Genomic DNA, 12,315 nt, shown 5'->3' on the forward strand with positions numbered 1-12,315 from the left:
CCGGGGGCGGGGGGGCCGGTATTTTTTAAAACCCCCCCGGCCCGGGGCCCCCGGGCCCCCCGGGCCTGCGTCATATACTGTTCAGGATGGCATCCAGCGGACCATCGTGGTCCATGGATGACTGCAACCGCCCGGACACGCATTGATCCAAGTCAATGCCCGGTGTGCTCCACACGGGGATGATTCCCCCGTTCAGACTGAGGATCAGGCCGCATGCAAAGCGTGCAGGGGACGTATAACGACAAGGTGGTGCGCCAGTTCGCGGTGATGACCGTGGTCTGGGGCATCGTGGGCATGCTGGTGGGCGTGATCATCGCCGCCCAGCTCTACTGGCCGACGCTGGGCGAGGGCATTCCGTGGCTGGGCTATGGCCGGTTGCGGCCGCTGCACACCAACGCGGTGATCTTCGCCTTCGGCGGCTGCGCGCTGATCGCGACCAGCCTGCACGTGGTGCAGCGCACCTGCCATGTCCGTCTCATATCGGACAAGCTGGCGGCCTTCGTGTTCTGGGGCTGGCAACTGGTGATCGTGGCCGCGGCCATCTCCCTGCCGCTGGGCTGGACCCAGGGCAAGGAGTACGCCGAGCTGGAGTGGCCGATCGACATCCTGATCGCCGTGGTCTGGGTGGCCTACGCGGTGCTGTTCATCGGCACGATCGCAAAACGCCGGGTCAAGCACATCTACGTGGCGAACTGGTTCTATGCCAGCTTCATCCTGGCCATCGCCCTGCTGCACATCGTCAACAACATCTCCATCCCCGCCGGCCTGACCAAGTCCTACCCGGTCTACAGCGGCGCGGTCGATGCGATGGTGCAGTGGTGGTACGGCCACAACGCGGTCGGCTTCTTCCTGACCGCCGGCTTCCTGGGAATGATGTATTACTTCGTGCCCAAGCAGGCCGGCCGCCCGGTGTATTCCTACCGCCTGTCGATCGTGCACTTCTGGGCGCTGATCGCCGTGTACATGTGGGCCGGTCCGCACCACCTGCAGTACACCGCCCTGCCCGACTGGGCGCAGTCGCTGGGCATGGTGTTCTCGCTGATCCTGCTGGCCCCGTCGTGGGGCGGCGCGATCAACGGCGTGCTGACCCTGTCCGGCGTGTGGCACAAGCTGCGCACCGACCCGATCCTCAAGTTCCTGATCGTGGCCGTGTCGTTCTACATGATCGCCACGTTCGAAGGCCCGATGATGTCGATCAAGACGGTCAACTCGCTGTCGCATTACACCGACTGGACCATCGGCCACGTCCATGCCGGCGCGCTGGGCTGGGTGGCGATGATCTCCATCGGCTCGATCTACGCGCTGATGCCCAAGCTGCTGGGCCGCGAGCAGATGTATTCGGTCAAGGCCATCGACACCCACTTCTGGCTGCACACCATCGGCGTGGTGCTGTACATCGCCTCGATGTGGATCGCCGGCGTGATGCAGGGCCTGATGTGGCGCGCGACCAACGACGACGGCACCCTGACCTACACCTTCGTCGAGTCGCTCAAGTTCACCTATCCGTACTACCTGATCCGTCTCGGCGGTGGCCTGGTGGTGCTGGGCGGCATGTGCCTGATGGCCTGGAACGTCTGGCGTACCTGGCGTACCGCCCCCGCGATCGAACCGCAGCCGCTGCTGCCCGTCGACGCCTCCGAAGTGCGTGCCTGAGGAGGAAGGAACCCCATGAGCGATAACAAGAATCCCCACGAGAAAGTCGAGAAGAACGTCGGCCTGATGGCGGTGCTGATCGCGGTGGCCGTGTCGTTCGGCGGCCTGGCCGAGATCGTGCCGCTGATGTTCCAGGCCGAGGCGATCAAGCCGCTGGAGGGCGTGGAGCCCTACCCGGCGCTGGAACTGGCCGGGCGCGACATCTACGTCCGCGAGGGCTGCTACAACTGCCATTCGCAGATGGTGCGCACCCTGCGCTTCGAGACCGAGCGCTACGGCCACTACTCGCTGGCCGGCGAATCGGTCTACGACCGTCCCTTCCAGTGGGGCAGCAAGCGCACCGGCCCGGACCTGGCGCGCGTCGGCGGCCGTTATTCCGACGCCTGGCACCGGGTGCACCTGATCAACCCGCGCGACGTCGTGCCCGAGTCGAACATGCCCAGCTTCCCATGGCTGGAAAAGAACGAACTGGACGGGGCGACGGTCGCCCGGCACATGGCCGCGCTCAGGAAGCTGGGCGATCCCTACACCGACGAGCAGCTCGCCAGTGCGGCCGAGGACGTCAAGGGCAAAACCGAGCTGGATGCGGTCGTCGCCTACCTGCAGGGTCTGGGGCGGCATGCGCCGCGGGGAGGCCAGCAATGATCTCCGGGATCGTGACCGCGCTGCTGCTGATGCTGTTCATCGGCGGCTGGATCTGGGCCTGGAGCCCGAAGCGCAAGCGTGAATTCGAGGATGCGGCACGCCTGCCGCTGGAAGAGGACGACGTGCAATACGGCAACGGGGGAGAGCGCGCATGATGAGCATGGGATGGACGTGGTACGTCATCGCCCTGGTTGCGCTGAACATCCTGGGCTGCGTGTGGCTGCTGTGGTGGACCGCGCGCCGCCGCCCCGGCGACCCGAAGCCGGAGGACACGCTGCATACCTGGGACGGCGACATCACCGAGTACAACAAGCCGCTGCCGCGCTGGTGGATCAACCTGTTCTACCTGACCATCATCTTCGCCATCGGCTATCTGTTCTGGTACGGCGGCCTGGGCAACATCCCCGGCTACAGCGGCTGGACCTCGCAGAAGGAGCATGCCGCGGACAAGGCGGTCGAAGACGCCAAGCTGGAGCAGACCTTCAAGCCCTACGCCGGCCAGCCGATCGACCAGCTGGCCAAGGACCCGAAGGCGCTGGCGCTGGGCCGCTCGATCTTCGGCAATACCTGCGCCACCTGCCACGGCTCTTCGGGCCAGGGCGCCATCGGCTACCCGAACCTGACCGACGACATCTGGCATTGGGGCAGTTCGCCCGATCGCATCCTGGAAACGGTGCTGGACGGCCGCGAAGGCGTCATGCCGGAATGGGGCACGGTGCTGACCGGCATGGGCGGCCCGGAAGCGGTGGACTACACCATCGCCTACGTGCGCACCCTGTCGGCTCCGGAAACCCTGCAGAACAACTACATGGCCGCCCGCGGCAAGAAGCTGTACGACGGCGTCTGCGTGGCCTGCCATGGCGTGGACGGCAAGGGCAACCAGGACATCGGCGCGCCGGACCTGACCGACAACTACTGGCTCTACGGCAACAGCCGCGAAAGCCTGTACAAGACGATCACCGAAGGCCGCCACGGCACCATGCCGGCGCACCGCGAACTGCTCGGCGAGACCCGCGTCCGCCTGGTCGCCGCCTACGTCTGGTCGTTGTCGCATAATCAGGCGGACACCAGGGCCAGCACGAGCGCAAAGTGACCGACTTCAGCGAGCCACGCTTCGACCATCCCCCACGTCCGCTGGCCCAGCGCGTGGGGGCCATCGCCTGGCCCAGCTTTTTCGCCGCCGGCGTGGCGACGATGGTGTTCTTCGCCTTCGTCGACCCGCTGACGCTGCGCGACATGACCTTCCCCGACCTGCAGATCTCGCGCGAGCTCGGCTATACGCTGGGCTTCGCCATGTTCTGGCTGGCCACCGCGTCCTCGAGCCTGTTCACCTGGATCCTGTTGCGGCCCGCCAGCCGCTTCAACCGCGCACTGCCGCCGGACCGTTGAACGGCGGCTGCGACAATCCGTCGCTTCCCTGCTTTCGTTACAGACCGATACTGATCGCCCCCGCGCAGCAACACGCCACGCCTACGTCATGACCGTCACCCGCCCGTTCCCGCATCCTCCCTCGCCGCCCGCGGCGGCCACCCTGGAACGCACGCCATGAGCAAGCGCATTCCGCTGGATGTCGTGGACGACCAGGGCAATTCGTTCTACGTCAGCGAGCGCAAGGTCTATCCCCGCGACGTCTCCGGGCGCTTCAACCGGCTGCGCGTGGCCGCGGTGGTGTGGCTGCTGGGCATGTACTACCTGTTCCCGTGGCTGTCGTGGGACGGCCGCCAGGCGGTGCTGTTCGACCTGCCCGCACGCAAGTTCTACATCTTCGGGCTGGTGTTCTGGCCGCAGGACTTCTTGTTCCTTGCCATGCTGCTGATCATCGCGGCGATGACCCTGTTCTTCTCCACCGCCCTGGCCGGACGCCTGTGGTGCGGCTATGCCTGCCCGCAGACGGTGTGGACCGAGACCTTCCTGTGGATGGAACGCTGGTTCGAGGGCGACCGCTCACGGCGCATGAAGCTCGACGCCGGCCCGTGGAACCGCGAAAAAGTACTGCGCAAGGGCGGCAAACACCTGTTCTGGCTGCTTTTCGCGCTGTGGACCGGCTTCACCTTCGTCGGCTTCTTTACTCCCATCCGCGACCTGGGATCGCGCCTGCTGCCGTTCGACTGGGGCGGCTGGGAAACCTTCTGGGTGCTGTTCTATGCACTGGCGACCTGGGGCTTTGCCGGCATCCTGCGCGAGCAGGTGTGCAAGTACATGTGCCCCTACGCGCGCTTCCAGAGCGCGATGTTCGACCGCAACACCCTGCTGATCGCCTACGACCCGATGCGCGGCGAACCGCGCGGCCCGCGCAAGCGCGGCCTGGGCAGCGTGCTGGAACGCGCGCGCGGCCTGCTGATCCCCTCGGTCGCCTACGACTACGTGTTCCGCGCCGGCCTGCATCCTTCCGCCGCCACCCAGGCCGCGCACGCCAAGGGCACGATCACCTGGGACGGCGAGCTGGCCGAGGTCGCGCCGCTGCCGAAGTTCGCGCCCGAGGAACTGGGCGACTGCATCGACTGCACCATCTGCGTGCAGGTCTGCCCGACCGGCATCGACATCCGCAACGGCCTGCAGTACGAGTGCATCGCCTGCGGCGCCTGCATCGATGCCTGCGATGAAGTGATGGACAAGATGGGCTACCCGCATGGCCTGATCCGCTACTCCACGCAGAACGCCATCGACGGCAAGCCTACCCGCGTGCTGCGCCCGCGCATCTTCGTGTATGGCCTGCTCCTGCTGGGCCTGTGCGGCGCCTGGGCCTGGGGCGTGACCCACCGCAGCGAACTGATCGCCGAGGTGCTGCGCGACCGCAACGCGCTGTACCGCCAGTCCGCCGACGGCAGCATCGCCAACGACTACACGCTCAAGCTGATCAACAAGAGCCAGGAAACGCGCCGTTACCGCATCACCCTGGAACCGGCCGACGCCGGCCTGCGCCTGGGCGGCCAGACCGAAGTCCAGGCCGGTCCGGAGCAGGTGCTGCCGGTGGCGTTGAACGTGGTCGCCGACGGCGAAGTCAGCGGCCGCCGCGCCCTGCGCTTCGTCGTCGAGCGCGAGGATGGCGGCGAGAAGCGCGTCGTCGAAAGCAGTTTCTTTGGTCCGGTGCAATGAACGAAAACCCGAAATCCCCCTGGCGCATCCCCGTGTTCTGGCTGGTGGTCGGCCTGCCGCTGCTGTCCATCGTGGCCGGCGTCGGGCTGGTGATCGTTGCCGTGCGTTCGGGGGGCGCCGACGTCGTGTCCGATCCGGTGCAGCGCGTGTCGCAGATCCAGACCACCGACCTCGGCCCTGACGAAGCGGCGCAGAAGCTGGGCCTGAGCGCCGTGCTGCGCGTGGAGGACGGCGTCATCGAAGTCCTCCCGGCCACCGGCAGGTTCGCCACCCACGCGCCGCTGCAGCTGGTGCTGGAACACCCCACCCGCCAGTCCGACGACCTGCGCCTGGAACTGGCGCCGCAGGGTCCGGGCTGGCGCATCGAAAAAGCCGTGGACGCCGAGCACGACTGGGTCGTGCAGCTGCGCGACGCCGAGGGCCGCTGGCGCCTGCATGGCCGGTTGCCGAAGCAGCAGCACGCCGCCCGTCTCTCCCCCTCGCTGGGCGGGGAACACTGAGCCTGGCCGTGGTCGCCGATCCGGCCCGGTCGCCCGCCGATACCGCGGCCACCGGCACCTGCCATCACTGCGGCGAAGCACTGCCGGCCCAGCCGCACCTGGCGGCGCAGGGCGGCGTCACGCAGGCCTTCTGCTGCCACGGCTGCGCGGCTGCCGCCGAGTGGATCGCCAGCGCCGACCTGGACGGCTATTACCGCCTGCGCAGCGCCAATGCCGCGCGCGTCGGCGAAGACCTGCCCGACCTGGCGGTCTGGGACCGCACCGACGTGCAGGCCGAGCACAGCCGCCAGATAGCGGGCGGCCGCGAGATCACCCTGCTCACCGACGGCATGCGCTGCGCGGCCTGCGCCTGGCTGATCGATCGCGCGCTGGCGCGCGAGCCGGGCGTGATCGACTGCGGCGCCAACGCCGTCACCGGCCGCATCCGCATCGCCTGGGACCCGGCGCGTACCGCGCTGTCGGCGCCGCTGCGGCGGCTGGCGATGCTCGGCTACCGCCCCTACCTGGCCGGCAGCGAGGCCGCCGAGCGGCAGCGCACCCGCGAGCGCCGGCGCTGGCTGCTGCGGCTGGGCATCGCCGGGCTCGGCATGCTGCAGGCGATGATGCTGGCCGAGGCGCTGTACCTGGATTTCAACAGCACCATGCCGGTGCCCACCCGCGATTTCTTCCGCTGGCTGACCTTCCTGCTGTGCACGCCGGTGGTGTTCTATTCCGGCTGGCCGTTCCTGTCCGGGGCGATGCGCGAACTGCGCGAACGCCGCCTGGGCATGGACGTGCTGATCGCCAGCTCCACCCTGCTCGCCTACCTGGCCAGCCTGCTGGAAACCATCCGCGGCGGTCCGCACGTATGGTACGACGCGGCGGTGATGTTCGTGTTCCTGCTGCTGGCCGCGCGCATGCTCGAACAGCGCGCGCGCTCGGTGGCCAGCGCCCAGGTCGACGCGCTGGCGCGTGCGCGCCCGGCCTTCGCCACCCGCGAACTGGCCGATGGCCGCCGCGAGTCCGTGCCGTTGGCGGCGCTGGACGTCGGCGACGTGGCCTGCGTTGCGGCCGGCGAAGCGGTACCCGCCGACGGCGTGCTGCTCGGCGACGGCGACGGCGACGACGAGGCCTGGTTCGAGGAGGCGCTGCTGACCGGCGAATCGGCGCCGGTGCGCAAGCAGCCCGGCGAGCCGGTCTACGCCGGCACCGTCTGCCGCGAACGCCCGGCACGGCTGCGCGTCGCCCTGACCGGCACCGCTACCCGCCTGTCGCAGCTGGCGCGGCTGGTCGAACAGGCGCAGGAGCACCGGCCCGCGCTGGCGCGCCTGGCCGACCGCATCGGCAGCCGTTTCGTGCTGGCGCTGCTGCCGGTGGCGCTGGTCGTATTCGCCGGCTGGTGGCACTACCAGCCCGAACGCGCCCTGGAGGTCACCCTCGCCCTGCTGGTCATCAGCTGCCCCTGCGCGCTGTCGCTGTCGGTGCCGGCGGCGCTGGCCACCGCGCATGGCGCGCTGGCCCGCATCGGCCTGCTGGCGGTGCGCGCGGACGCGATGGACACGCTGGCGCGCGCCACCGACATCGTGTTCGACAAGACCGGCACGCTCAGCGACGGCCGCCCGGTGCTGGCCACCACGCAGGTGCTGGATGCCCGGCTGGATGCGGCCACCGCGCTGGACATCGCTGCCGCGCTGGAACGCGACAGCGGCCATCCGCTGGCCGCCGCCTTCCTCCGCGACGCCACCGGCACGCTTCCCGCCGGCCAGGTCGAAGCCGTGCCCGGACGCGGCGTGCAGGGCGTGGTGGATGGCCGCCAGTGGCGCCTGGGCCGGGCCGACTTCGCCGCCGCGCGCGAGGACGACGGCGCGCTGTGGCTGGGCGACGGCCAGCATGCCACCGCCCGCTTCGTGCTGGAGGAACGCGCCCGCGACGACGCCGCGCAGGCGCTGGCCGCGCTGCGCGCGCAGGGCCTGCGCGTGCACCTGGCCAGTGGCGATGGCCAGGCCGCGGTGCAGCGCATGGCCGCGATGCTCGGGCTGGAAGACGCACACGCGCGGCAGTCGCCGGAAGACAAGCTGGAACTGGTGCGGCGGCTGCAGGCCGAAGGCCGGGTCGTGGCGATGGTCGGCGACGGCCTCAACGACGCGCCGGTGCTGGCCGGCGCCGATGTCTCCATCGCCATGGGCGAAGGCGCCTCGCTGGCGCACCGCGCCGCCGACCTGGTCACCACCGGCGGCGGCCTGCGCCGCATTCCCGCCGCGATCGCGCTGGCGCGTGCCACCCAGCGCATCATCCGCCAGAATCTGGCCTGGGCCACCGGCTACAACCTGCTGGCGCTGCCCCTGGCCGCGGCCGGCTGGGTCACGCCGTGGCTGGCGGCGCTGGGCATGGCGCTGTCCTCGCTGATCGTGACCCTCAACGCCCTGCGCCTGGCGCGGCTCAAGCCACCGATGGAGACAAGCTGATGGCCATCCTGCTGATGCTGATCCCGATCAGCCTGGTCCTGCTCGGGCTGGCCGTGGCCGCCTTCATCTGGGCGGTCAAGCGCGGCCAGTTCGACGACCTGGATACCCCGGCGCTGGACATCCTCGAGGACAACGACCGCCCCGCGCCGCCGCCGCGAGCGGCCGCGGACACCGCGTCCACGGATCCGACCCGCGGCGGTTGAACGTGCTGCCGCTGGACATCCCGGTCCTGACCGCCGCCCTCGTAGCCGGCCTGCTCGGCGGCCTGCACTGCGCGGTGATGTGCGGCGGCATCGCCACCGGCTTCCCGGCGATGGCGCCGGGCCGCGCCCTGAGCGTCGCCTGGCAGGCCAATCTCGGCCGCGTCGGCGGCTACACGCTGGCCGGCGCGCTGGCCGGCGGGCTCGGCGGCGGCATCCTGCGGCTGGCGCGCAGCGATGCATTGGCGCTGGGCGTGCGCGTCGCGGTCGGCGTTGCGCTGGCACTGCTTGCGCTGCGCCTGCTTGGCCGCGGCAGCCGTTTCGATCTGCTGGCGCGTCCGGGCCAGCAACTCTGGCAGTGGCTGCGGCCGCTGCACCGGCACCTGCTGCCGGCGGACCGCGCCTGGCGGCGTCTCGCGCTGGGCGCGCTGTGGGGCTGGATGCCCTGCGGCCTGAGCCTGAGCCTGTTGAGCGTGGCCTGGCTGCAGGCCAATGCGCTGGGAGGCGCCCTGGTGATGGCGGTATTCGGCCTGGCCACGCTGCCGGTGATGCTGCCGCTGACCTGGTCCGGCGCGCGCATGGGCCGCTGGCTGCAACGTCCCGGCCTGCGCGCGGCATTGGCCGGCTTCGTCCTCGCCGCCGGCCTGCTGACCATCGCCGCGCCGTGGTTGATGCAGGTGCCTGCGCTGCATGGCGTGCTTAGCGCGCTGGGCTGCCAGCCGCTGCAATCCCGGTGATCAGTTGCCCGCCGGATCGCCGGCCTTGGCCATGAAGGACGGCAGCCGCCCCCTCAGCGCGACATGGCCGAACAGGCAGACGGCATGGAGAGCGCCGATCATGGACACCAGCAGCCAGTAGTCGAATGGCGTGCGGCCGACGGCAACCGGATGGAGGCGATAAACCATCGCCGCCGCGCCGATCAGCGCCAGCGCGCCACAGAGCGAACGCATCACCATGCGCGAATCGACGATTTCCTGTTCGGTTCTCATGTGCGGTCTCCGGCGTCCCCGCTGCCTGCCGCGAAGATACACCGGTTCCGGCGACCCCGCCGGCAGCGCCGCTCAATGGACGTGGTCGTGGCCCTGGTGGTCGTCTTCGCCCCGCGGCACCTGCCGCGCATGCACCGCGCAGGCGTCGCCGCAATGATCGGCCTCCACCTGCAGGGTCACATGGTCGATGCCGAAGCGCTCGTGCAGCAGCATGGCCAGTCCGCGCCGCAGCGCATCCGGTTCCTGCCCGTCGGCCATCACCACGTGCGCGGTCAACGCCGGCGTGCTCGATCCCAGCGCCCACACATGCAGGTCGTGGATGTCGGCCACGCCCGCCTGGCCGCGCAGCGCCTGTTCCACGTCGGCCAGCGCCATGCCCTTGGGCACGCCCTCAAGCAGCACGTTCAGGGCGTCGCGCAGCAGCACCCAGGTGCGCGGCAATACCCACAGCCCGATCAGCACGGCCAGGATCGGATCGACCAGGGTCCAGCCGGTGAAGCGGATGACCAGCGCGGCGACGATCACCGCCACCGAGCCGAGCATGTCGCTCCACACTTCCAGGTAGGCGCCCTTGACGTTGAGGCTCTCGCCGCTGCCGGCACTGAGTAGGCGCATGGCGATCAGGTTCACCAGCAGGCCGAAGCTGGCCACCCACAGCATGCCGGTCGAGGCGATGGCCTGCGGCTCGCGGAAGCGGGCGGCCGCCTCCCACAGGATGTACAGGCCTACCGCGAACAACAGGCCGCCATTGACCAGCGCGCCCAGCGCTTCCAGCCGCGCGTAGCCGTAGGTGCGGCGCGCATCGGGCGGTCGCCGGCTCAGCCGCACCGCGGTCAGCGCGATCACCAGCGCGAGCGCGTCGGTGGCCATGTGCGCCGCATCCGACAGCAGCGCCAGGCTGTTGGTCATGAACGCGCCGATCACTTCCACCACAAGGTAGGACGAGGTCAGCGCGAGCGCCCACCACAGCGGTTTCTCGTGGCGGATCTCGCCGGGAAGATGGTTGTGGTCGTGGCTCATCGGCTGGCTCCTGCAGGACGGCGCCAGCTTAGTGAGCCTGCTGCGGCGGAGACTATTACATCGCCACCGTCAGCCCGCGGACCGTCCGCTCAACGCGGCCCCAGCACTTCCTGCAGATCCTCGCCCTGCGGCAGGCCCGAGCGCGTCTGCACGGTACCGGCGGCGTCCTTGAAGACGATGCCCGGCGTACCCTGGAAGCCCAATTCCAGCATCGCCAGTTCGTTGTCGCGCAGCCTGGCCTCGGCCTCGGCCGGCACCTTGGCCAGCCCCCTGATGCCGCCGCGGGCGAAGTTGCGCTCGTTCTCCTGCAGCGCCTTCTCCGGCGACGCCGCGCCGAGGATCGCCGCGGCCTTGTTGGCGCTGTCCTCGCGGATCACGCCCACCAGGATCTGCCGGATCTGCACCTTGCCCGACTCCACCCAGGGTCGCGCTGCTTCCCAGAAGCGGTTGCAGTACGGGCAGTTGGGATCGCTGAAGGCATAGACGACGCGCGGCGCATCGGCCTTGCCGTCGGCCACCCAGTGGCTGGCCTCGACCCGCTGCCACATCTTCGCGCCCATCGGCCCGGACACCAGTTCCTTGAGCTTGGCCGCGCCGACATCCTCGCCCTTGGCGTTGACCAGGGTGCCGACGATCGCATGCTGTCCGTCCTTGGACACATATACCGCCAGCGGACGCTGCCCGGCGACGCCGGCATAGCCGGTCAGCCCCACCGGCGTGTCGAAGGTGCCCATGAACTCCACGCCCTGCCCGCGCAGGGTCTTGACCACCTCCGGTTCGGCAGGGGTGGCGGGGTCGCCGGCCTTTTCGGCCGCCGGCGCGACGGCGCCGCCATCGCGGGCACAGGCGGCCGGCGCCAACAGCGTGGCGGTGAGCAGGAACAGGGCGGTACGGGAGCGGATCATCGCGTATCTCTTCAGGGGAATCGGGAAGTCATTGCAGTTCGCGCAGGCGCGCTTCCAGCGTCGCCCGCGACAGTTCGCCCATGTGCGCGCCGCGCAGGCGGCCGTCCGCATCGAAGAACAGCGTGGTCGGCAGCGCGCGCGCGCCGGTCAGGCGCATCAGTTCCGACTCCGGATCCAGCAGGATGTTCCCCGGCGCCAGCGCTTCGGCCCGCAGATAGGCGGCGACATCGGCCAGCTCCTCGCCCTGGTTGGCGAACACGAAGCCGATCCGCGGATGCTCGGCCTGCGCGCGCACCAGCGTGGGCATCTCGCGCCGGCACGGGCCGCACCAGCTCGCCCACAGGTTCACCACCAGCGGCCGGCCCGCATGCGCGGACAACCGCGCCGGAGCGCCCTGCATATCGGTGAGCGCGATGTCGGGCAGCACGATGCTCGAACGCTGCAGCGCGAACAGCGCCATGCCGCCGACGGCCCAGAACGCGGCGCCGGCCGCCAGCCCCAGCAGCACCGGCTTGCGCGGCGCATGGCGCCAGGTCCGCCACAAGGCGTAAGCCGCCGCCACTGCCAGCCCGGCCCAGACCGCATAGCCGCCATCGCCCAGGCGGATGATCGACAGCGGATCGGGCAGGTAGTCGCCGGCATGCCGCAGCACATGCGCCACCCGCGCGCCCAGGACCCCCAGCAGGAGGGCATCGATCACCACGGCGCCAGCGCGACTGCGCCCGCCGTCGGCGGCCGTGGCCAGCCCACGCGCGAACAGCCAGGCGATGAAGGCCGCCACCAGGCCCAGCAGCGCCATCAGCGGAAACGGTCCGGCGCTGATCACGGACATTGCCGCGCCTGGCCGGATAACGGCGCGCGAT

General features: G+C 69.9%; 14 protein-coding genes. 10 read left to right on the top strand and 4 right to left on the bottom strand.

The features are described from left to right. Positions 1 to 213 precede the first annotated feature (213 nt). From ccoN to QMX80_RS08470, 10 genes are all read left to right on the top strand, one after another. Complete coding sequence (gene ccoN / locus QMX80_RS08425; RefSeq protein WP_055768376.1) at positions 214 to 1,653, top strand: cytochrome-c oxidase, cbb3-type subunit I; 1,440 nt, start codon at positions 214 to 216, stop codon at positions 1,651 to 1,653. A gap of 15 nt (positions 1,654 to 1,668) precedes the next feature. Next, the gene (ccoO, locus tag QMX80_RS08430; RefSeq protein WP_055768372.1) at positions 1,669 to 2,298 is read left to right on the top strand and encodes a cytochrome-c oxidase, cbb3-type subunit II; all 630 of its coding nucleotides are present in this window, start codon (positions 1,669 to 1,671) and stop codon (positions 2,296 to 2,298) included. Beyond that, positions 2,295 to 2,453, top strand: coding sequence for a cbb3-type cytochrome c oxidase subunit 3 (locus QMX80_RS08435; protein ID WP_082443578.1), 159 nt, complete (start codon positions 2,295 to 2,297; stop codon positions 2,451 to 2,453). The genes ccoO and QMX80_RS08435 overlap by 4 nt, the downstream gene beginning before the upstream one ends. Beyond that, positions 2,450 to 3,391, top strand: a complete 942-nt coding sequence (gene ccoP, locus QMX80_RS08440) for a cytochrome-c oxidase, cbb3-type subunit III (protein WP_282276457.1) — start codon at positions 2,450 to 2,452, stop codon at positions 3,389 to 3,391. Before QMX80_RS08435 ends, ccoP begins: the two co-directional genes overlap by 4 nt. Next, entirely contained in the window at positions 3,388 to 3,687 is a 300-nt protein-coding gene (locus QMX80_RS08445) for a hypothetical protein (protein WP_054664328.1), read from the top strand. The genes ccoP and QMX80_RS08445 overlap by 4 nt, the downstream gene beginning before the upstream one ends. 156 nt (positions 3,688 to 3,843) lie before the next feature. Next, positions 3,844 to 5,394 (top strand): 4Fe-4S dicluster domain-containing protein, encoded by a 1,551-nt coding sequence (locus tag QMX80_RS08450; RefSeq protein ID WP_055768365.1) that lies wholly within the window; start codon positions 3,844 to 3,846, stop codon positions 5,392 to 5,394. After that, entirely contained in the window at positions 5,391 to 5,894 is a 504-nt protein-coding gene (locus QMX80_RS08455; protein WP_055768362.1) for a FixH family protein, read from the top strand. The genes QMX80_RS08450 and QMX80_RS08455 overlap by 4 nt, the downstream gene beginning before the upstream one ends. Before the next feature lie 8 nt (positions 5,895 to 5,902). Further along, the gene (locus tag QMX80_RS08460; protein ID WP_282276465.1) at positions 5,903 to 8,338 is read left to right on the top strand and encodes a heavy metal translocating P-type ATPase; all 2,436 of its coding nucleotides are present in this window, start codon (positions 5,903 to 5,905) and stop codon (positions 8,336 to 8,338) included. After that, positions 8,338 to 8,541, top strand: a complete 204-nt coding sequence (gene ccoS / locus QMX80_RS08465; RefSeq protein ID WP_282276467.1) for a cbb3-type cytochrome oxidase assembly protein CcoS — start codon at positions 8,338 to 8,340, stop codon at positions 8,539 to 8,541. Before QMX80_RS08460 ends, ccoS begins: the two co-directional genes overlap by 1 nt. Positions 8,542 to 8,543: 2 nt before the next feature. Next, complete coding sequence (locus tag QMX80_RS08470; RefSeq protein ID WP_282276490.1) at positions 8,544 to 9,275, top strand: sulfite exporter TauE/SafE family protein; 732 nt, start codon at positions 8,544 to 8,546, stop codon at positions 9,273 to 9,275. Here the strand turns inward: QMX80_RS08470 and QMX80_RS08475 are convergent, their stop codons facing one another. The 4 genes from QMX80_RS08475 to QMX80_RS08490 form a co-directional block, all read right to left on the bottom strand. Beyond that, positions 9,276 to 9,527 carry a hypothetical protein gene (locus QMX80_RS08475; RefSeq protein ID WP_282276469.1) on the bottom strand — a complete coding sequence of 84 codons (252 nt, stop codon included), beginning with the start codon at positions 9,525 to 9,527 and terminating at the stop codon, positions 9,276 to 9,278. It abuts the gene before it with no gap. Between the two features lie 72 nt (positions 9,528 to 9,599). Beyond that, entirely contained in the window at positions 9,600 to 10,547 is a 948-nt protein-coding gene (locus QMX80_RS08480) for a cation diffusion facilitator family transporter (protein ID WP_282276472.1), read from the bottom strand. An 89-nt stretch (positions 10,548 to 10,636) separates the two neighbouring features. Then, a complete protein-coding gene (dsbG, locus tag QMX80_RS08485; RefSeq protein WP_282276473.1) occupies positions 10,637 to 11,452 on the bottom strand; it encodes a thiol:disulfide interchange protein DsbG in 816 nt (271 codons plus the stop codon). A gap of 28 nt (positions 11,453 to 11,480) precedes the next feature. Beyond that, positions 11,481 to 12,284 (bottom strand): TlpA disulfide reductase family protein, encoded by an 804-nt coding sequence (locus QMX80_RS08490; protein WP_282276474.1) that lies wholly within the window; start codon positions 12,282 to 12,284, stop codon positions 11,481 to 11,483. Positions 12,285 to 12,315: the final 31 nt, after the last annotated feature.

The organism is Stenotrophomonas sp. PS02297, from assembly GCF_029959705.1.
In the GTDB taxonomy this organism is placed as follows: Bacteria; Pseudomonadota; Gammaproteobacteria; order Xanthomonadales; family Xanthomonadaceae; genus Stenotrophomonas; species Stenotrophomonas nitritireducens.